General features: G+C 72.2%; 18 protein-coding genes and 1 pseudogene. 7 read left to right on the top strand and 12 right to left on the bottom strand.

Annotation, left to right across the window (positions count from 1 at the left end):
• Position 1 precedes the first annotated feature (1 nt).
• Positions 2-1,090, top strand: coding sequence for an AI-2E family transporter (locus tag OHA89_RS11220; protein WP_323179959.1), 1,089 nt, complete (start codon positions 2-4; stop codon positions 1,088-1,090).
• Here the strand turns inward: OHA89_RS11220 and OHA89_RS11215 are convergent.
• Positions 1,044-1,799, bottom strand: a complete 756-nt coding sequence (locus tag OHA89_RS11215) for a Clp protease N-terminal domain-containing protein (protein WP_266614635.1) — start codon at positions 1,797-1,799, stop codon at positions 1,044-1,046. The two genes, OHA89_RS11220 and OHA89_RS11215, sit on opposite strands and share 47 nt — an antisense overlap.
• Positions 1,800-1,860: 61 nt before the next feature.
• A complete protein-coding gene (locus tag OHA89_RS11210) occupies positions 1,861-2,658 on the bottom strand; it encodes a hypothetical protein (RefSeq protein ID WP_406366055.1) in 798 nt (265 codons plus the stop codon).
• A 233-nt stretch (positions 2,659-2,891) separates the two neighbouring features.
• Between OHA89_RS11210 and recA the strand changes: the two genes are divergently transcribed.
• The 3 genes and pseudogenes from recA to OHA89_RS11195 form a co-directional block, all read left to right on the top strand.
• Positions 2,892-4,004: a recombinase RecA gene (recA, locus tag OHA89_RS11205; protein WP_215142183.1), complete on the top strand. Its 1,113-nt coding sequence runs from the start codon at positions 2,892-2,894 to the stop codon at positions 4,002-4,004.
• Between the two features lie 3 nt (positions 4,005-4,007).
• A complete protein-coding gene (gene recX / locus OHA89_RS11200; RefSeq protein ID WP_215142185.1) occupies positions 4,008-4,571 on the top strand; it encodes a recombination regulator RecX in 564 nt (187 codons plus the stop codon).
• Positions 4,572-4,593: 22 nt separating this feature from the next.
• A pseudogene (locus OHA89_RS11195) lies at positions 4,594-6,771 on the top strand (FtsX-like permease family protein); the annotation flags it as partial.
• Positions 6,772-6,849: 78 nt separating this feature from the next.
• Here OHA89_RS11195 and OHA89_RS11190 read toward each other — a convergent pair.
• The 8 genes from OHA89_RS11190 to OHA89_RS11155 all read right to left on the bottom strand — a co-directional run bounded on the left by OHA89_RS11190 (position 6,850) and on the right by OHA89_RS11155 (position 13,165).
• Positions 6,850-7,248: a rhodanese-like domain-containing protein gene (locus OHA89_RS11190; RefSeq protein WP_406368471.1), complete on the bottom strand. Its 399-nt coding sequence runs from the start codon at positions 7,246-7,248 to the stop codon at positions 6,850-6,852.
• Positions 7,239-7,784, bottom strand: a complete 546-nt coding sequence (locus OHA89_RS11185) for a cysteine dioxygenase (RefSeq protein WP_266614632.1) — start codon at positions 7,782-7,784, stop codon at positions 7,239-7,241. The genes OHA89_RS11190 and OHA89_RS11185 overlap by 10 nt, the downstream gene beginning before the upstream one ends.
• A 78-nt stretch (positions 7,785-7,862) precedes the next feature.
• Positions 7,863-7,949, bottom strand: a complete 87-nt coding sequence (locus OHA89_RS11180; protein ID WP_322975615.1) for a putative leader peptide — start codon at positions 7,947-7,949, stop codon at positions 7,863-7,865.
• Between the two features lie 33 nt (positions 7,950-7,982).
• Positions 7,983-9,572, bottom strand: a complete 1,590-nt coding sequence (locus tag OHA89_RS11175) for an FAD-dependent monooxygenase (protein WP_406366053.1) — start codon at positions 9,570-9,572, stop codon at positions 7,983-7,985.
• Positions 9,573-9,764: 192 nt separating this feature from the next.
• On the bottom strand, positions 9,765-10,655 hold the full coding sequence (locus OHA89_RS11170; protein WP_266614628.1) for an amino acid ABC transporter permease: 891 nt from the start codon (positions 10,653-10,655) through the stop codon (positions 9,765-9,767).
• Positions 10,652-11,326: an amino acid ABC transporter permease gene (locus tag OHA89_RS11165; protein ID WP_257553897.1), complete on the bottom strand. Its 675-nt coding sequence runs from the start codon at positions 11,324-11,326 to the stop codon at positions 10,652-10,654. Before OHA89_RS11165 ends, OHA89_RS11170 begins: the two co-directional genes overlap by 4 nt.
• 83 nt (positions 11,327-11,409) lie before the next feature.
• Positions 11,410-12,261 (bottom strand): glutamate ABC transporter substrate-binding protein, encoded by an 852-nt coding sequence (locus OHA89_RS11160; protein WP_266614626.1) that lies wholly within the window; start codon positions 12,259-12,261, stop codon positions 11,410-11,412.
• A gap of 118 nt (positions 12,262-12,379) precedes the next feature.
• Positions 12,380-13,165 carry an amino acid ABC transporter ATP-binding protein gene (locus tag OHA89_RS11155; protein ID WP_285443961.1) on the bottom strand — a complete coding sequence of 262 codons (786 nt, stop codon included), beginning with the start codon at positions 13,163-13,165 and terminating at the stop codon, positions 12,380-12,382.
• A gap of 264 nt (positions 13,166-13,429) precedes the next feature.
• Between OHA89_RS11155 and OHA89_RS11150 the strand changes: the two genes are divergently transcribed.
• Complete coding sequence (locus OHA89_RS11150) at positions 13,430-14,152, top strand: response regulator transcription factor (protein WP_406366050.1); 723 nt, start codon at positions 13,430-13,432, stop codon at positions 14,150-14,152.
• A 12-nt stretch (positions 14,153-14,164) separates the two neighbouring features.
• Positions 14,165-15,577 carry an ATP-binding protein gene (locus OHA89_RS11145; protein WP_406366049.1) on the top strand — a complete coding sequence of 471 codons (1,413 nt, stop codon included), beginning with the start codon at positions 14,165-14,167 and terminating at the stop codon, positions 15,575-15,577.
• A 9-nt stretch (positions 15,578-15,586) separates the two neighbouring features.
• On the opposite strand, the gene OHA89_RS11140 is transcribed toward OHA89_RS11145, so the two are convergent.
• Positions 15,587-17,671: an endo-beta-N-acetylglucosaminidase gene (locus OHA89_RS11140; protein WP_406366047.1), complete on the bottom strand. Its 2,085-nt coding sequence runs from the start codon at positions 17,669-17,671 to the stop codon at positions 15,587-15,589.
• Positions 17,672-17,692: 21 nt separating this feature from the next.
• Positions 17,693-18,958 carry a glycosyl hydrolase gene (locus tag OHA89_RS11135; protein ID WP_406366046.1) on the bottom strand — a complete coding sequence of 422 codons (1,266 nt, stop codon included), beginning with the start codon at positions 18,956-18,958 and terminating at the stop codon, positions 17,693-17,695.
• Between the two features lie 273 nt (positions 18,959-19,231).
• Between OHA89_RS11135 and OHA89_RS11130 the strand changes: the two genes are divergently transcribed.
• Positions 19,232-20,278 carry a LacI family DNA-binding transcriptional regulator gene (locus tag OHA89_RS11130; protein ID WP_266614620.1) on the top strand — a complete coding sequence of 349 codons (1,047 nt, stop codon included), beginning with the start codon at positions 19,232-19,234 and terminating at the stop codon, positions 20,276-20,278.
• Positions 20,279-20,294: the final 16 nt, after the last annotated feature.

The following is a 20,294-nucleotide window of genomic DNA, read 5'->3' as shown; positions in this document are numbered from 1 at the left end:
GATGCCGCGCTGGCTGCCGCGCGCCGTGGTCCTCGTACTGGCCCTCGTCGCCTGCTTCCAGCTCGGCAGCTGGGCCTTCCACCAGCTCATCGGGTTGCTCGTCAACATCCTGATCGCGTTCTTCCTCGCGCTCGCGGTCGAACCCGCGGTGGCGAGGATGGCGGCCCGCGGCATGCGCCGCGGGCTCGCCACCTTCCTGGTGTTCCTCGCGGTGTTCGTCCTGGGCGCCGGCTTCCTCGCGCTGCTCGGCTCGATGCTCGCCGGGCAGATCGTCGAGATGGTGGAGGGCTTCCCGGGCTACCTCGACAGGGTGATCAACTCGATCAACTCGACGTTCCACACCGAGCTGTCCCGGCTGGAGATCCAGGACAGCCTGGTGCGCTCCGACTGGCTGCGCAAGTACGTGCAGAACAGCGCGACCGGCGTGCTCGACGTGTCCGCCACCGTGCTCGGCGGACTCTTCAAGCTGCTGACGATCGGGCTGTTCTCCTTCTACTTCGCCGCCGACGGGCCGCGGCTGCGGCGCGCGCTGTGTTCCGTACTGCCGCCCGCTAAGCAGGCCGAGGTGCTGCGCGCCTGGGAGATCGCCGTCACCAAGACGGGCGGGTACCTCTACTCGCGCGGGCTGATGGCGCTGATCTCCGGCATCGCGCACTACATCGTGCTGGTGATCCTCGGGGTGCCCTACGCGCCCGCCCTCGCCGTGTGGGTGGGGCTGGTCTCCCAGTTCATCCCCACCATCGGCACCTATCTGGCGGGCGCGCTCCCGGTTCTGATCGCCTTCACCGTCGACCCCTGGTACGCGCTGTACGTCCTCGGATTCGTGGTGGTCTACCAGCAGTTCGAGAACTACGTCCTGCAGCCCAAGCTGACTTCGAAGACCGTCGACATCCACCCGGCGGTGGCCTTCGGCTCGGTCGTCGCGGGCACCGCCCTGCTGGGCGCGGTCGGGGCGCTCGTCGCGATCCCGGCCGTCGCCACGCTGCAGGCGTTCCTCGGCGCGTACGTGAAGAAGTACGAGCTGACGCGGGACGCGGACGCCTCTACTTCCCGGCCTCGCCGCCGAGTACGGCTGCCAAGGCTTCGGTGACGGCGGCCTCGACGGCGGCCTTGTCCACACCGAGGCCGGTCAGCGGGCCCTCGCCGTGCTCCTGCTCCAGGAGCGCGAGGAGGATGTGCTCCGTGCCCACGTAGCCGTGGCCCAGGCGCAGGGCTTCGCGGAAGGTGAGCTCCAGGGCCTTCTTGGCGGAGGCGTCGAAGGGGATGAGGTCGGGGACGTCCGCCGCTGCCGGGGGCAGGGTGGCGGTCGCCGCGGCACGTACGGCGTCGGCCGCGACCCCCTGGGCGGTCAGCGCGAGCGCCGCGAGGCCCTCGGGCTCGGCGAGCAGGCCGAGGACCAGGTGCTCGGTGCGGATCTCGGTGTTGCCGGCGGCGCGGGCCTCGTTCTGCGAGACCATGACGACGTTGCGGGCACGGGGGGTGAACCGGCCGAAGCCCTGGTTGGGGTCGAGGCCGGCGTCGCCCTCCTTGTCGGCCTTGGGCACGAAGCGCTTCTGGGCGGCCTGGCGGGTGACGCCCATGCTGCGGCCGATGTCGGTCCAGGAGGCGCCGGAGCGGCGGGCCTGGTCGACGAAGTGGCCGATGAGGTGGTCGGCCACGTCGCCCAGGGCCTCGGCGGCGACGACGGCGCCGCTGAGCTGCTCCAGGGTGTCGGGATGGACCTTCTTGATGGCCTCGATCAGGTCGTCGAGGCGGACCGGTGTGGTCATGCGAACGGGTTCCACGGAAGGGTTCGTCATGGGTGCAACCCTAGGTTGACAGTCTTGCGACTGTCAACCCGTGGTTGTCACTCTGTTGTGGCTACGAGGCCGCCCCGGAGGCCTTCGCGAACTTCTCCCACTGGGCCGTGACCACCTCCGCCGGTACTCCGCCGAAGTCCTTCGTGTCGATGGCGTCGGACCGGAAGGAGAGCGTCACCGGTCCGGAGCGGATCACCGTCAGGTACTTGTACAGCGAGATGCCCTTGTCCTTCACGTCCTGCACCACGATCCGGTAGGCCAGCGCCTCGTCGCCCAGCGCGGGCGCCTTGACCGGCTCCACCTTGAGGACCTTCCCCTCGGCGAGCGCGCGGTCCTCGGTGTAGCCGCCGGCGCACTGCCGGCCCGCCTCGGCCAGGGCCTTCATCGCCGCGGCCGAACCGCCGTCCTTGTAGGAGCGCAGCAGGATGTCGGTTCCGACGGCCTGCCACTCGCCGGGAACCCCGGTCTTGGCGTAGGCCTGGGCGGTGTGGCCGGCCTTGCCGAGGCTGGTGAGCGGTCCGCACGCCTCGGGCTTGGCCTCGTACAGCTCGCTCATCGGCTCGTCCAGCAGCGGTTCCGTGGCCTCGTACGGTCCGGCCTTGTCGCCCGGCGCGAGCGCGAAGGCCTTGAGCTGCTCGACGGGCGGTCCGGGCGGTCCGGGCGGGCCGCCCGGGCTCTGGGTCTGGCCGTGGCTGTGGCTCTGGCTCGCGGACGGAGTGGCCTTGTTCTGCGTGCCCGCCCCGCACCCGGCGGTGCCGGCGGTCAGTGCCGCACCGATCAGTGCGGCGGCCGCCGCACGCCGGACCTTCGCGTACCCCGCCGTGTCCCGCATCCCCTGCGTCCGTTGTATCCCCTGCATTTCGTGCATCCCCCTCGAGATCGTGCCGGAGCCATGATTGTGCGGGGTGCCGGACCGCGGGGTGCCGGTGAGGGTGGCAGGACGGCGCGCGGCGTGGTGCGCTTGACAGGGAAATCGAACATCCATTCTGATGAGTTATCCACAGCCGAACCGGTCGTGGAGGCGCATTGTCAGTGGCAGGCATTAGCGTCAATGGCGTGAAGCGATCGACTCAAGCAAACCGGGTGGAACCCATGGCAGGCACCGACCGCGAGAAGGCTCTCGACGCCGCGCTCGCACAGATTGAACGGCAATTCGGCAAGGGTGCGGTCATGCGCCTCGGCGACAAGCCGAACGACCCCATCGAGGTCATCCCCACCGGGTCGACCGCGCTGGACATCGCCCTCGGCGTAGGCGGGCTGCCCCGCGGCCGCGTGATCGAGGTGTACGGGCCGGAGTCCTCCGGTAAGACGACCCTGACCCTGCACGCCGTGGCCAACGCACAGAAGGCCGGCGGCACCGTCGCCTTCGTGGACGCCGAGCACGCGCTCGACCCCGAGTACGCGAAGGCCCTCGGCGTCGACACCGACAACCTCATCCTGTCCCAGCCGGACACCGGCGAGCAGGCGCTGGAGATCGTGGACATGCTCGTCCGCTCCGGCGCCCTCGACCTGATCGTCATCGACTCGGTGGCGGCCCTGGTGCCGCGCGCCGAGATCGAGGGCGAGATGGGTGACTCGCACGTGGGTCTCCAGGCCCGCCTGATGAGCCAGGCGCTCCGGAAGATCACCGGTGCGCTCAACCAGTCGAAGACCACCGCGATCTTCATCAACCAGCTCCGCGAGAAGATCGGTGTGATGTTCGGCTCGCCGGAGACCACGACCGGTGGCCGCGCGCTGAAGTTCTACGCCTCCGTGCGTCTGGACATCCGCCGCATCGAGACCCTCAAGGACGGCACGGACGCGGTCGGCAACCGCACCCGCGTCAAGGTCGTCAAGAACAAGGTCGCGCCGCCGTTCAAGCAGGCCGAGTTCGACATCCTCTACGGCCACGGGATCAGCCGCGAGGGCGGTCTGATCGACATGGGCGTGGAGCACGGCTTCGTGCGCAAGGCCGGCGCCTGGTACACGTACGAGGGCGACCAGCTCGGCCAGGGCAAGGAGAACGCGCGGAAGTTCCTCTGCGACAACCCCGCCCTCTCCGACGAGATCGAGCGGAAGATCAAGGAGAAGCTGGGCGTGGGGGTCCGCAAGGACACCGAGACCGCCGAGGCCGGTGCTGCGGCGGCCGACGCCACCGCCGCCGCCGTCCCCGCGCCCGCGTCGAAGGCAAAGACGACGGCCAAGGCCGCCGTGGCCAAGAGCTGACCCGTGCGGGAGCAGGAAAGGGGCGGCAGGGACCGCGGCGGCCGTGAAGGCCGCCAGGAACTGCCGCCCCAGAGTCCCGAGGAGCAGGCGCGGGCGATCTGTCTGCGCCTGCTCACGGGGAGCCCGCGCACCCGGCGCCAGCTCGCGGACGCCCTGGACAAGCGGGGCATCCCCGAGGAGGTGTCGCAGCAGGTCCTCTCCCGGTACGAGGAGGTGGGCCTGATCGACGACGCCGCCTTCGCCGGGGCCTGGGTCGAGTCCCGGCACCGCGGCCGGGGCCTGGCCCGCCGGGCGCTCGCACAGGAACTCCGGACCAAGGGGGTACACGCCACCCTGGTGCAAGAGGCCCTGGAGCAGCTCGACTCCGACCAGGAGGAGCAGACCGCCCGGGAGCTAGTGGAGCGCAAGCTCCGCGCGACCCGGGGCCTGGAGCGCGATAAGCGGATCCGGCGCCTCGCCGGGATGCTCGCCCGCAAGGGGTACCCGGAGGGCATGGCCCTGCGCGTGGTCCGCCGCGCGCTGGAGGCGGAGGGCGAGGACGCCGACGATCTGGAGCATCCGGGGTAGGGATAGCCCCCGGCCGCGGACGCCCTCGTACGGGCACGCCTGGACCTCCGCCGAGCTGACCCCCTTCACGCTCGCCGGGGGACGCGCACCCCGGGACGCCGGCGAGGTCGTCATCGACCGCGCGCTGGCCGCCCGCGCCGGACTGACGGCCGGCTCCGAGCTCACCGTGCAGTCCACCGGCGAGCCGAAGACGTACCGGGTGAGCGGGATCGCGACCACCCCCCGCGGCGACCTCGTCCGCCAGAGCGCACTCTTCTTCAGCGACGCCGAGGCCCAGCGGCTCGCCGCACGCGACGGACAGGTCAGCGTCATCGGCGTGCTGCCCCGGCCCGGTACCGACCCCGGCGAACTGGCCGGCCGGGTCGAGAAGGCCCTGAAGGGCACCACGTCGGCCACGGCGCAGGTCGGCACGGGGGACGAGCGCGGGCCGGTGGAGTTCCTCGACGCCGCCGGGGCCCGGACCAAGCTGGTCTCCATGGGCGGCGCGATGGGCGGCACCTCGCTGCTCGTCGCGATCCTCGTGGTCGTCGGCACCTTCGCCCTCTCCGTCCAGCAGCGCCACCGCGAACTCGCCCTGCTGCGGGCCATCGCCGCCACCCCCAGGCAACTGCGACGGATGATCGGCCGGGAGGCGCTGCTGGTCGGCCTGGCCGCCGGAGTCACCGGGGCCTTCGCCGGGCTGCCGCTCGCCGCCTGGCTGTACGGCCGGTTCATCGACAGCGGGGTCGTCCCCCCGGTCCTGGAGCGCACCGCCGGCATCTTCCCGATGTTCGCCGCCGTAGCCGCGAGCCTGCTCGGAGCCTGGGCCGCCGCGCGGATCACCGGCCGGCGGATCGCCCGGATCCGCCCCGCAGAGGCCCTCGCCGAAGCCGCGCTCGAGCCGCGCCGGCCCGCCTGGATCCGGACCGTGCTCGGCATGCTGCTGCTGGCCGGCGGGGCGGTGCTGGTCGTGGTGCTCGCCTCGCTGCGGACCGAGCCGGCGTCGACCCCGGTCACCTTCCTCGCCGTGGTGGTCTTGGCCGGGGCGGTCTCGCTGCTCGGCCCGCTGCTCGTACGCGGCGCCACCGCGCTGCTCGCCGGTCCGCTGCGGCTGGCCGGGGCGGGCGGCCACCTCGCCACCGCGAACCTGCGCGGCAACTCCACCCGGATGGCCTCCGCCGTCACCCCGCTCGCCCTGCTCGTCGGCATGACCTCCACGGTGCTCTTCATCACCCCGACGCTCGGGGACGCGGCCCGGGCGCAGGCCCGCGACGGGGTCAAGGCCGGATGGGTGCTGGCCGCGCAGGGTCCCGGCGTCTCGGGGGAGGCGGCGGAGCGGATCCGCCGGACCCCCGGGGTCACCGCGGCCACCGAGATCGTGCAGTCGACGGTACGGGTGGGGCTCGCGAAGTACGACGCGCAGGGCGTGACCCCGACGGGGCTGACCCGGACCTGGGACCCCGCGGTCACCGCCGGGAGCCTGGACGGGTTCGGGGAGGGGACCGGGACCGCGGCGGTCAGTGAACTCGCCGCCGACCAGCTGGGGTTGAAGCCGGGGAGCGCGCTGCGGCTGACGCTGGGCGACGGGACGCCGGTCACCCTGACGGTGTCGGCCGTGTACGCGCGGGGGCTGGGCTTCGGGGACCTCACGCTGCCGCACGCCCTGGTGGCCGCGCACGTGGACAATCCGCTGGCCGCCGGTGTCCTGGTGGCGGCGGAACCGGGCACCGGGCGGGAGCAGTTGGCCGCGGCGGTGCGGGCGTACCCGGGGGTGGCGGTGCTGTCCGCACGGGATGCCGACGAGGCACGGGCGGAGCGGCAGGCTGCCGGGGCGGAGATCAACCTGCTGGCGATGGGGCTGGTGCTGGCCTTCACCGCGATCGCGGTGATGAACACCCTGGCCATGTCCACCGCCGAGCGGGTACGGGAGTTCGCGATGCTGCGGCTGGCCGGGGCGAAGCGCAGGCAGGTCCTGCGGATGCTTCGGGCGGAGGCGCTGGCGGTGGTCCTGATCGGGTCCGTGCTGGGGTCGGGGATCGCGCTGGCCGTGCTGACCGCCTTCAGCGTGGGCATGACGGGGGCGGCGGCGCCGGCCGTGCTGCCGGTCGCGTACGCGGTGGTGGTGGGGGTGGCCGGGCTGCTGGCCCTGGCGGCCACCGCCCTCCCGGGCCGGGTCGCGCTCCGGGTCCCGCCAGTGGATGTGGCCACGGCCAAGGGCTAGGCCGGACGGGGTGTCCGGACCGGACGGGGCCGGGAGGCAGCAGGGCTGCCGCCCGGCCCTCGGCGGACGCAGTGCGCGTCAGGAAGGCGTGGCCACCGGGAGGCCCGCCGACTTCCAGGCCTGGAAGCCGCCCGTCAGGTCCGTCGCGCGGTGGAGGCCCAGGGCGTGGAGGGAGGCCGCGGCGAGGCTGGAGGCGTAGCCCTCGTTGCAGATCACCACCACCTGGAGGTCGTGGCTTTCGGCCTCGGGGGCCCGGTGGCTGCCCTGGGGGTCCAGGCGCCACTCCAGTTCGTTGCGCTCGACCACCAGCGCGCCCGGGATCAGGCCGTCGCGGTCCCGCAGGGCCTGGTAGCGGATGTCCACCAGGAGGGCTCCGGCGCGGGAGGCGGCGTACGCCTCCTGCGGGCCGACGCGGGTGTAGCCCGCGCGGACCCGCTCCAGCAGCTCGTCGATGCCCGTCGGGGTGCTCACTGCCAGTCCGCCGGACGCTCGACGTGCTCCAGGTTGAGCACGGAGCCGCTGCGGCTGTACCGCCGGATCAGGGGAAGCGGCGGGTAGTACACGTGCACCGAGACCGCGTGCTCGGCCGGGGATTCGTTGAGGACCTCGTGTACGTGGTGCTCCCCGAAGGCCCGCCCGTCGCCCGCGCCCAGGCTGCGGCTGCGGTCCAGTCCGGGGGCGAGCTCCAGCGACTGCCAGCCCTCCGAGGGCAGGCGTACGGCCAGTGAGTGCTCGGTGAGCCGGCCGCGGGCGGCGGCGAACGCGCCCCGCGACTCGGCGTGGTCGTGCCAGCCGGTGCCCGTCCCCGGCGGCCAGCCGATCAGCCACGCCTCGCTGCCGGACGGCCCGTCCAGCCGGATCCAGGTGCGGCCCTCCGGGTCGAGCGGCAGCGAGGAAACGGTCTCGGGATCGGCAGCGGTGCGCAGCGCGAACCGGAGGAGTTCGGCGGCCGTGGGGCCCCCGGCCGCCGACACGGGCTCAGGGGTGCGGGCGGGTGCAGAAGGCAGAGACATGGCAGGGGACCGTTCCTGGGGTTCGCGGAAATGCGCGCAGGCCGGTGACGGCACGGGGCGCGCGAAGGAAAGGGCGAATCAGCAGGAAGGGCAACATACGCAGCCCGCGTAGCGGAGCAGGTCCATATGGACCCTCCGCCACAGGCGTACGTCATTGCCGGTCATGTCCGCGAGTGAACCACGAGCGCCGCGAGCCGGTCAATCGATCACCACCGTCGGTGTCGTGGCGGCCGAGGGCGTCGGCACCCGGGTCGCGGGCGCTCCCGCCCGGACCGAGTCCGCCGCCTCGTACAGCTCCGCCGGACGCACGCCCGCGAAGGTCGCCGCCAGGTGCCCGTCCGGCCGGATCAGGAGCACGGTGTGCGCCGGGGCGCCCGGATAGCCGTCCGCGACCAGCAGATCGGTACGGACGGGCAGCGCGCTCACCGCGGCAGCGAGGCGGGGCATCAGCCCGGCGCCCAGCCAGTGGCGCCGGTCCCAGACCCCGGTGCCCGGCGCGACCAGGACCACCAGCAGCCGGCCCTGCCCCAGCATGTCGCGCAACGGCACGGTCGCCCCGTCCGGCGCGGTCACCGGTACGTTCGCCACCGGACCGCCCGGTTCCGTGGCCGTCGGGACCTCCCGTACGGCCACCGGCGGGGCGTACGCCGGCGCCGCGCCCAGCGGCCCCCGCCCCAGGTGGCCGTCGGTCAGGAGGGACTCGGCGGACCGCGAGGATCCGGGGAGGTAGGTACGCAGGCCGCCTGTGGCCCGCAGCGCGGGCATCGCCTGGTCGGCGGCGCGCAGCCGTGCCGCGACCGCCGTGCGCCGTTCGCCCTCGTAGCTGTCGAGCAGCGCCTCGGAGGCTCCCTGGTGCCAGGCCAGGGACAGCTTCCACGCGAGGTTCTCGGCGTCCCGCAGCCCCTCCTCGACGCCCTGCGTGCCGAGGGCGCCCAGTAGGTGGGCGGCGTCCCCGGCGAGGAAGGCGCGGCCATCGCGCCACCGCCGCGCGAGGCGGTGGTGCAGCGTGTGGACCCCGGTGTCGAGGAGGTCGTACGGGGGCGTCGTGCCCCCGCACCACGTCGCGAGGGTGTCCCGGATCAGGGTCACCAGCGTGTCGGGAGTCACCAGCTCCCCGCGGGCCGGGAGCAGCCAGTCCAGCCGCCACACCCCGTCGGGCAGCGGCCGCGAGGTGACCTCCTCGGGCCCGGACGGCGGGCTGCGGTGCAGCAACGCCTCGCCTGGCCAAGGCAGTTCGGTGCGCAGGGCGGCCACGGCGTGGCGCTCCACGGCGGTGCGGCCGGGGAAGCGGATGCCGATCAGTTTGCGCACGGTGGACCGGGCGCCGTCGCAGCCGACCAGGTAACTGCCGCGCCACCACGTGGTCTCGGCGCCCCGGGTGTGCGCGGTGACCCCGTGGTCGTCCTGCTCCACGGAGTCCAGCCTGCTGTCGGTGACCAGCTGGACGAGCGGGTGCGCGGCGGCGGCGTCGCGCAGCCCGCGCGTCAGGGCGTGCTGCGGCAGGTGCAGGGGAGCGGGGCCGTCGTCGAAGGTGATCCGCTGGGCGGGGCGGCTGCGCCGCATGGTGCGCCAGGCGGCGAAGTAGGCCCCCTCGTCGCGCAGCGTCCTACAGCCCAGCCGGTGCGCCATGGCCGCCGTGTCGGCGTGCAGGACGACCGTACGGGCCGGGCGGGGTTCCTCCTTCCCGGGCCCTTCGTCGAGCACGACGGAGGGCACGCCCTGGCCGGCCAGGGCGAGGGACAGGGACAGCCCGACGGGCCCCGCGCCGACGACGATCACCGGGTCCATGATGTGGCTCCCGGTGTCCGGTATGTGATCACAGAACGTATGCAACCGACTGAAGGTGCCCGCGTCAAGTGACGCCCGTCCGGACAACGCCGTGTGGTGCGGCGGAAGAGTTCCGCCGCACCACACGGGATACGCACTATGACTGACCGTACGTCAGACCTACGGGGGTCTCAAACCGGGAGGACGACGGTTCTATCCGCCCGCGCTGTTCGCGCCGGTGGCCATGTCGCCGACATCGGCCACGCCGACCACCGCGCCGGTGCTCTTCTTCGACTTCCTCAGCCGGCCTTCCAGCTGGGAGGCGAAGGTGGTGAGGCCGAAGTTGACCACGATGTAGATCAGCGCGATCACGACGAGGGTGGGGATGGTGTTGCTGTAGTTCGCCGAGATCTGCCGGTTCGCGGCGAGCAGTTCCGCGAAGCCGAGCAGGGCGCCGCCGAGCGCGGTGTCCTTGAGGATCACCACGAGCTGGCTGACCAGGGCCGGCAGCATCGCCGTGACGGCCTGCGGGATCAGGACGTGGAACATGGTCTGACCCTTGCGCATGCCGATCGCCTTGGCCGCGTCGGTCTGGCCGTGGGGCAGGGACAGCACACCGGCCCGGACGATCTCGGCGATGACGGCCGAGTTGTAGAGGACCAGGCCCGTGACGACGGCCCAGAACGGCCGGGTGTCGGACGGCACGTCCATGAACTGCGGTGAGTACAGCGCGCTGCTGAACAGCATCAGCATCAGCACCGGGATGGCACGGAAGAACTCCACCCACGTACCGACCGGCCCCCGCACCCAGGCGTGGTCGGACAGCCGGCCGATGCCCAGCACCGCTCCCAGCGGGAGGGCGATCAGCATGGAGAGCGCCCCGGCCTTGAGGGTCTCCAGGAGGCCGGGGATCAGGTACGTGGTCCACACCCGGCTGTCGGTGACGAACGGGGTCCACTTGTCGGCCTCGAGCTGGCCCTTCTCCGCCATGAGGGACAGAACCCACCACATGACGAGCCCGAACAGGACGACGAAGATCCCGCTGTAGATCCAGTTGCGCGCCTTGGCCTTGGGGCCGGGGGCGTCGTACAGCACGGAGGTCATCGCTTCACCGCCACTCGCTTGGCCACCCAGCCCAGGAGCAGGCCGGTGGGCAGGGTCAGCAGGACGAAGCCGAGGGCGAAGATCGCGAAGACGGCGAAGAGGGCCTGCGCCTCGTTCTCCATCATTTCCTTCATCAGCAGGGCCGCCTCGGCCACGCCGATGGTCGCCGCCACCGTGGTGTTCTTGGTGAGTGCGATCAGTACGTTGGCGAGCGGCGCGACGACCGCCCGGAAGGCCTGGGGGAGCACGATCAGGGTGAGCACCTGGAAGAAGCTCAGCCCCAGTGCGCGGGCCGCTTCGGCCTGGCCCACCGGCACGGTGTTGATGCCGGAGCGCAGGGCCTCGCAGACGAAGGTTCCCGTGTATGCGATCAGTCCGAGGACCGCGAGCCGGAAGCCGGTCTCCTTGAACGTGTCGCCGGCCAGATCGATGCCGAGGGTCTGGCTGAGACCCAGCGAGCAGCCGATGATCAGCAAGGTCAGCGGGGTGTTGCGCACCAGGTTGACGTACGCGGTGCCGAAGCCCCGCAGCAGCGGGACCGGGCTGACCCGCATCCCGGCCAGGATGGTGCCCCAGATCAAGGATCCGGCCGCCGAGTAGAGGGTGAGCTGAACCGTCACCCAGAAGGCTCCGAGCACGTCGTACTGCCCGGAATCAAGAAAATCGAACACGATGCCCTGCGCTCTCCCCAGGATGGCCGGTGAGGTGCGCCGCCGCCCGCGGCAGGCGGGCGGCGACGCTCCTCACCGATGAATCAGCTGCCTTCGGTGATCTGCGGGGCAGGCTCGCTCTTGAAGTTGGCCGGACCGAGGTTCGTGTCCACGGCCTTCTGCCAGCTGCCGTCCTCGACCATCTTCTTGAGCGCGGCGTTGATCTTGGTCTGAAGCTCCTTGTCGCCCTTCTTCAGACCGATGCCGTAGTTCTCGTTGCTCAGGCTCAGCCCGGCCAGCTTGAACTTGCCCTTGTTCTTCTCCTGGGCCGCGTAGCCCGCCAGGATCGAGTTGTCCGTGGTGAGGGCATCGACCTTCTTGTTCTCCAGGCCGGTCAGGCACTCGGAGTAGCCGCCCAGCTCCAGCAGGTCGGCCTCGGGGGCCAGCTTGGTCTTGACGTTCTGCGCCGAGGTCGAGCCGGTGACCGAGCAGAGCTTCTTCTTGTTCAGGTCCTCGGCCTTGGTGATGCTCGTGTCGTCGGCACGGACCAGCAGGTCCTGGTGCGCGAGGAAGTACGGGCCGGCGAAGTCGACCCTCTCCTTGCGCTTGTCGTTGATCGAGTACGTCGCGACGACGAACTTCACGTCGCCGTTGGCGATCAGGTTCTCGCGCTCGGCGCTGACGGCCTGCTTGAACTCGATCTGGTCGGGCTGGTAGCCGAGCTCCTTGGCCACGTACGTGGCGACGTCGACGTCGAAGCCGGTGTACTTGCCGTCGGGAGTCTTCAGGCCGAGACCGGGCTGGTCGTACTTGATGCCGACGACGATCTTGTCCTTGGCGCCGCCGGACGCGCCACCGTCACTGGCGGCGTCCTTGTCGCTGCCGCCACAGGCGGTCGCGGTCAGGGAAAGGGCGACGGCGACGGCCGCGGCCGCAGCGGCCTTGGAGATCTTCATGGTGAACTTCCCTCGGATGAGACGTTGTTGAACGACGAGCGACGCTTGCGGCGTACGCGCGGCCGACAGGAACCGATCCGGCGGTGATCCGCATACGGATGACTACCAGACGAGACCCTCAGTGGTGCAGGATCTTCGACAGGAAGTCCTTGGCACGGTCACTGCGCGGGTTGCTGAAGAACTGCTCGGGCGTGGCCTCTTCGACGATCTTTCCGTCGGCCATGAAGACGACCCGGTTGGCCGCAGAGCGGGCGAAGCCCATCTCGTGCGTGACGACCACCATGGTCATCCCCTCCCGGGCGAGCTGCTGCATGACCTCCAGCACCTCGTTGATCATCTCCGGGTCGAGCGCCGAGGTCGGCTCGTCGAACAGCATCACCTTCGGCTCCATCGCCAGCGCGCGGGCGATCGCCACGCGCTGCTGCTGGCCGCCGGAGAGCTGCGCCGGGTACTTGTCGGCCTGCGAGCCGACACCCACCCGGTCCAGCAGGGCCACCGCCTTCGCATGCGCTGCGGCCTGGTCCGTCTTGCGGACCTTGACCTGGCCCAGCATGACGTTCTGGAGCACCGTCTTGTGCGCGAAGAGATTGAACGACTGGAACACCATGCCGACGTCGGCGCGCAGCCGGGCGAGTTCCCTGCCCTCCGAGGGCAGCTCCTTGCCGTCGAGCGTGATGGTGCCCGAGTCGATGGTTTCCAGCCGGTTGATGGTCCGGCACAGCGTGGACTTGCCCGATCCCGAAGGACCGATCACCACGACGACCTCACCGCGGGCAATGCTCAGATCGATGTCCTGAAGCACGTGCAGCGCGCCGAAGTGCTTGTTGACGTTGCTCAGTACGACCAGGTCGTCCGCGGCGCCGGCCGCGTCCTGCACGTCCTTGGTCACTGATACTCCGCTCATCGGCTTCTTGCTCCGTCCTCCTCGGTTGGGAGGACAGTAGTGACGAAGCGTCCACACCGTCACCACATCTGAGGGAGAATTGAGCATAACGATCCGGCCTCGCCCGGATACGCTCCGTACGCTTCCTCGATGTGCTCGTACCGGGTGCATAACGGAAGGCGCGCCGAGCCGGAACCCCCTTGACGTGGGAGTCTCCATCAGCGTGGATGCAGGGTGGCCCTGCAGAGAAGCTGAAGAAGATCGAGAAGAGGAGAGGGGGACGACATGAGACTGCTGCTCGTCGAGGACGACGACCACGTCGCCGCCGCCCTGTCCGCGATCCTCGCCCGGCACGGCTTCAAGGTCACCCATGCCCGCAACGGCGAGGAGGCCCTCCAGGCCCTGCTGCCCGCCGGAGCCGCGCCCAGCGCCCCTTCCTACGGGGTCATCCTGCTCGACCTCGGACTGCCCGACCAGGACGGCTACGAGGTCTGCGGCAAGATCCGCAAGCGCACCGCCACGCCCGTCATCATGGTGACCGCGCGGGCCGACGTGCGCTCCCGCATCCACGGCCTGAACATGGGCGCCGACGACTACGTCACCAAGCCCTACGACACCGGCGAACTCCTGGCCCGCATCCACGCGGTCGCCCGGCGCACCGGCGCCTCCGAGGAGGCCGCCGCCACCGGCACCGGTACGCCCACCACGGTCCGGCTCGGCGCCGTCAGCATCGAGCTGCCCACCCGCCGGGTCAGCGTGGACGGCGCCGATGTGCCGCTCACCCGCAAGGAGTTCGACCTGCTGGCCCTGCTCGCGCAGCGGCCCGGGGTCGTCTTCCGCCGCGAGCAGATCATCAGCGAGGTGTGGCGCACCAGCTGGGAGGGGACCGGGCGGACCCTGGAGGTCCACGTCGCCTCGCTGCGGTCCAAGCTGCGCATGCCCGCCCTCATCGAGACGGTCCGCGGGGTGGGCTACCGGCTCGTCGCCCCGGCCGCCCCCGCCCCCTAAGGAACCCGCTCCGTGCGCGCCCGGCTGCTCCCGCTGCTCGTCGTCCTGATGGCGGGCACGCTCCTCGCGCTCGGTTTCCCGCTCGCCGTGAGCCTGGCCGCCGGACAGCAGCAGCGGGTGGTCGTCGACCGCATCGACGACAGCGCCCGCTTCGCCGCCCTGGCCCAGTTCGTCATCGACGCCGAGGGGTCCGGCTCCACCGGCTCGGACGAGCGCCTGGCGACCCTCCAGCACGAACTGACCCGCTACCAGGAGCTGTACGGCATCCGCGTCGGCATCTTCTACCGCGACGACGGCGCCATGGCCCGGGCTCCCGGCTGGTGGCAGCTCCCCGAGTCCGGCGAAGGCCGCCGCGCCTTCGAGGAGGCACTGGCCGGGCGGCGCAGTCACGATCCCGGACAGGTCTGGCCCTGGCAGACCCACGGCAAACTCCTCGTCGCCTCACCGGTGGTCCTCGACGGGGACGTGGTCGCCGTCGTCGCCACCGAATCGCCCACCGACCTGATGCGCGGCCGGATCCTGCGGGGCTGGCTGCTCATCGCCGGCGGGCTCGCCGCCGCCATGCTGGTCGCCTTCGGCGCCGCCCTGCGCCTGACCAGCTGGGTCCTCAAGCCCGTGCAGACCCTGGACGCGGCCGCCCACGGCATCGCCACCGGACGGATGAACTCGCGGGTCGCGGCCGCCGGCGGGCCGCCGGAACTCCAACGCCTGGCCCGGTCGTTCAACGAGATGGCCGACAACGTCGAAGAGGTACTGGAGCAGCAGCGGGCGTTCGTCGCGGACGCCTCCCACCAGCTGCGCAACCCGCTCGCCGCGCTGCTCCTGCGGATCGAGCTGCTCGCCCTCGAACTGCCCGAGGGCAATGAGGAGATCGCCTCCGTGCGCGCCGAGGGCAAGCGCCTGACCCAGGTCCTGGACGACCTGCTGGACCTGGCGCTGGCCGAGCACGCCTCCGCCGAGATCAGCCTCACCGACATCGGGGCCATGGCCGCCGAGCGGGTCGCCGCCTGGCGTCCGTACGCCGAGGAGAAGGGCGTACGGCTCACCGAGACGGGCCGGTCCGCCGTCACCGGCTGGGCCGACCCCATCGCCCTGTCCAGCGCGCTCGACGCCGTCATCGACAACGCCCTGAAGTTCACCCCCACAGGTGAGGAGGTCGAGGTTTCGGTCTCGGCCGTCGAGCGCACCGTCCGCGTGGTCATCGCCGACCGGGGGCCCGGCCTCACCGAGGACGAGCTGCTCCGCGTCGGCGACCGGTTCTGGCGCAGCGGCCGGCACCAGAACATCAAGGGCTCCGGGCTCGGCCTGTCGATCTCCCGGGCCCTGCTCGCCGCGGGCGGCGGGTCCCTCTCGTACGAGAAGAACCCGCCGCACGGTCTGCGGGTGACGGTGGCGGTGCCGCGCACCGACCCGCACACCTCCTGACCTGCTCTTCTACCAGGGCAGGGTGGTACGTGCCGGGGCGGACGCCGCGTACAGCTCGTCCACGGCCCGCACCTCGAAGACGGCCGCCCGCTCCCGGCCCGCGCGCCGGACCGCGGGCAGATAGAGGGCGGTGCCGCAGGTGCCGCCGAGGAAGCGGCGGGTGCCGTCGGGCAGGACCCGGGACACCGTGTACTGCCGGACCGGCCCGGCTGCCCGGCGCCACGACAGGCGGAGCCGGGCCTGGTCCTCGTGGCGGGCCGAGGCGTCCACGGTCAGGGCAGCGGGAGACGCCGGGCGCCGACCGGCGGCGGTGTCGCGTACCGACAAGGACCCGAGCCGCCACACCACGGCTCTGTTCCCGAGTCCCGTGATCCGTACGGCAAGTCCATACGCCGTTCTCCCCGCCAGTGCCGACAGCCCGACCCGCGCCCGGCGCCAGGCCTGCCCCGTGCCGAGGGTTTCCGTCCGGAGCCAGGTGTACGGGACCGGCTCTCCCGGAGCCGACGGCTCGCGGGTGGCCACCCCGACCTCCACGGCGACCGGGCCCGCCTCGGTGGCGTGCACCAGCTCCAGGACCGTGGACCGGGTCAGGGGCAGGCGGGTCGCGTGCAGCCCGACGGCGGCCGGGGCGGAGAGGGGACCGGCGACGAGCAGGCTGGAGCCGCCGCGCCAGGCCCGCGCGAAGTCCAGCGTCACGGCGGGCCGTTCACCGGCGGTGTCCACGACCCAGCGGCGGCCCGGCAGCCGGTCCTGAAGCCCGAGGTGGTTCCACGGGATGCCGGAGGCGACCTCGCCCTCCTCGTACCAGCGCTCCCCGTGCCCGGTGTTGAAGGAGCAGGCAAAGGGCAGCGCGGTGACCGTGGACCGGTCGGCGACGGCCGTGGCCGGGGCCCGCCAGGGGTCCTCGGGCGCCGGGCGGGACGGATCGAGGGACATGCCCGTCCAGAACCGGTCGTCGGCTCGGTGGAAGGCTCCGGGGGAGCGGTCGGTGAGGTGGTTGCGGGTCCACTCGGGCCGGTAGAAGCCGTAGCTGACGACGTGGTCGTGCTCGCGCGGGATGATCGCGTCCCAGCGGACGGTGGAATTCCAGCCGTTGGACTCGGTGTCCACGGCCGCCCACAGCTCGTGGCGGGAGCGGCCCAGCCCGTCGGCGAGCGCGCCGGAGGCGGTCAGGGACTGCGGGGTCCAGCGGAAGTCCACGAACATCGTGTCCGCGACCTTGCCGGCCCGGTCCTCGAAGAACTCCTGGTTGAGCTCGTTGAGCGCGCCCTGCCAGCCGACCCGCCCGGTGGTGTTCATGGCGTCGTACCACGTGATCCGCAGCCCGTGCGGTTCGCCGGCCGCCCGCAGGGCGCGCAGGAACCGCCGCATCAGGGAGGCGAGTTCACTGTCCCCGCCCTCGGTCTCGGCGTTGACGAACCAGCCGTCGAAACCGTAGGCCGATGCCACCCGCACCAGCTGCTCGGCGATCGGGAAGCGGCCGAGGGAGTCCCGCTGGACCAGGTCGCGGGTCCACCGGAGGTCGCCGCCGTAGGCCGCGGGCGGCAGGAACACGTTGCCCAGGACCCGGACCCCGTTGCGGTGGGCCGCGTCGACGACGGGCGCGTTCGGGGCGAGCACGATGCCCTCGCCGGAGGAGCCGCCCCAGAAGACCAGCTCGTCGATGTACGCCCAGTGCGTCAGCGCGTAGTAGTCGGCGGTGGGCGAACCCTGCGAGGGGTTCTGCGCGGTGGGCCCGAAGGAGACCAGGGAGGCGATCCGGGCCTGGCCGGCGCGGGCGCCCCGGTGCGGGGGCACCGGCGTGAAGCGCGGCGCGAGCGGTACGGTCGCGGTGTTGTGGGCGAGATCGGGGTCGCTCTGCGGGGTCCACTGCTTGAGAGAGCGCCACACGATCCCGGGGCCGGGAGTGCCCGCGGGGAGGGAATCGGGGAACCAGTAGGAGGCGTACGGGGCCAGGTCGGCGGGAGCGGCCGTGGCGGGAGTGGCCGCAGCGGCTGCCGCCGGAGCAGGCCCGGCCGGCAGGGCGACGGCACCCACCCCGGCCGCCAGCACCGTGCGCCGGGTCGGTCGTCGTAACGCATCGCTCTCGGACATGCGGGCTCCTCCGGATGGGCGTCAGGTCAGGTCGGGGACGCGCAGCACCTCGGTGATGCCGCGCGCGGACAGGTGCGCGGGGTCCTCGGCGAGCTCGGCCAGCACCACCGCGGGCCGGACCCCCTGCGCGGTGAGCCCCGCCCACGCCTCGAAGAACGCGCCGCCGGGCGCGCACACCGAGCGCCGCGGCGCCGCGTCGGCCCCGCCGACGTCCACCACCAGCGCGGTGGACCGTACGGCGGGACGGTGTGCCCGCCCCCGCCCCCGCCCCCGCCACTGCGCGGCGATGCGGGCCACGGCGGCTCCGGCGGGCTTGGTCCGGCGGTCGTTGGTGAGCAGACCGAGGCCGTACTCCAGCTCCGGGAAGTCCGCGAGCTCCCGGGACACGTCGTGCGAGCACCACCAGGTCACGCCCCACAAGTCCGGGCAGTCCAGGGCGTTGGCCACGGTGGCCTCCGTGAAGGCGGCCGCCCGCTCGGGCGCGATCAGCGGGGCGGGGGCGCCCACCTCCTGGAGCCATACCGGGCGGTGCGGGTCGAGCGCCCAGGCCTTGGACAGCTCGATCAGGTACGCGGCGTGGTGCTCGGTCGCCGTCCCCGCCGGGCCGTGGCGCTGCGCGGTGCCGTTGAACACCCAGGAGTGCACGGCGGTGGCCGCGCCCAGCCGCGCGGCCTGGGCGACGGTGAAGGGGTGCCCGTCCCGGTACCAGGCGGCGTCGTACTCGGCGTGCAGGTGGAACCGCCCGGGCGCGCCCTCCTCGCAGGCGGCGAGCATCCGCTCCAGCCAGCGGGCGGCCTGCTCCCGGGTGATCCGGTCGGGGTCGGGGTGCGGGTCGTCGGAGAACTGGTTGAACTCGTTGCCGACGGTCATGCCCAGGAAGTTGGGCCGGTCCGCGAGGGCGGCGGCCAGCGTGCGCAGGTACTCCTCCTGACCGGAGACCACCTCCGGGTCGGCGAAGAGGCTGCGCCGGTGCCAGGTCCGGGTCCAGGCGGGCAGGAAGTCGAAACTCGACAGGTGCCCCTGCAGCCCGTCCACGGCGACGTCGAGCCCGCGCTCGGCGGCCGCGTCGGCGAGCGCGACGAGCTGCTCCACGGCGCGCGGCCGGATCAGCGTCCGGTTCGGCTGGAACACCGGCCACAGCGGAAACACGCGGACGTGGTCCAGCCCGAGCGCGGCGATCGAGTCGAGATCGGCCCTGACCTCGTCGAGGTCGAAGTCCAGCCAGTGGTGGAACCAGCCTCGGGCGGGCGTGTAGTTGGCGCCAAAACGGAGCGCGTCTTCGTGCACTGGGCGTCCCTGGAGTTCTGAGGAATTCACCGGGCGAGCCACAACCTGCCGGTGCGCACGGGGAAAGTCAACAGGGCCTCGGTCCGGCGTACTTATGCGCTTCAGCCCTGTTGACACAAGGGTTCTGTTCCCCCGAACCTGTGGAAACTAATGCGCTTTAGCTGTGGCGGACCGCAGGAGCGTGCGTGGAAAAGGACAGCGCCATTTCGGTCTGCGTCACCGAAGTCATCGAAGTCACCGAAGCCATCGAAGTCACCGAATGACGAGGCACGCATGGCCCGCAGACCCACCATCAAGGACATCGCCCGCCGGGCCGGGGTGTCGGAGAGCGCCGTGTCCTTCGCGCTCAACGACCGGCCGGGCGTCTCCCAGGCCACCCGTGCCCGGATCCGCCGCGTCGCCGAGGAGCTCGGCTGGCAGCCCAACAGCGCCGCCCGGGCCCTGTCCGGCGAACACTCAGGAGCCGTCGGGCTGGTCCTCGCGCGGCCCGCGCACACGCTCGGCGTCGAGTCCTTCTTCCTCCAGCTCGTCTCCGGCATCCAGGAAGTCCTCTCGGCCGCCCGGACCGCCCTGCTGTTCCAGGTCGTCGAGGACATCGACGCCGAATGCGCCGTCTACCGCCGCTGGTGGGCCGAGCGGCGGGTCGACGGCGTCCTCGTCGTCGACCCCCGTACGCACGATCCGCGCCCGGAGCTGCTCGGCCGGCTGGCCCTGCCCGCGGTCATGGTGGGCGAGGGCGACCTCTCCCAGGCCCCGGAGGCCGTCTCCTCGGTACGCGCCGACGACGCCGGGGCGATGATCCGGATCCTGGACCACCTCCACGGGCTCGGCCACCGCCGGATCGTCCACGTCGCCGGGCTCCCCGAGCTCGCCCACACGGCCCGCCGGATCGAGGCGCTGCGCACCGAGGCCGCGCTGCGGGGGCTCGGCCCGGACCGGGTGCGCTCCGTGGTCACCGACTACTCCGACGCCGAGGGCGCGGCGGCCACCCGCAGGGTCCTCGCCGAGCCCGAGCCGCCCACGGCACTCGTCTACGACAACGACGTGATGGCCGTCGCCGGGATCGCGGTCGCCGCCGAGCTGGGCATCCCCGTCCCGGGCCGGCTCTCCATGGTGGCCTGGGACGACTCCGCGCTGTGCCGGGTCACCCACCCCCGGCTCACCGCCCTCGTGCGGGACACCGCGGGTTTCGGCCGGCTCGCCGCCGAGGAACTCCTCGCCGTCCTCGCGGGACGGCCGCCCGGGGTGCGCACGAGCGAGCAGCCGCGGCTGGAGCCCCGCGAGAGCACGGCGCCGCCCGCGGCGCATACTGAATCCTGACCCCTTCCTGGAGCCG

Source organism: Streptomyces sp. NBC_01546 (assembly GCF_045208355.1).
Taxonomy (GTDB): Bacteria; Actinomycetota; Actinomycetes; order Streptomycetales; family Streptomycetaceae; genus Streptomyces.
Note: the sequence above shows the minus strand (reverse complement) of the source record. Positions and strands in the feature narration are given on the sequence as shown.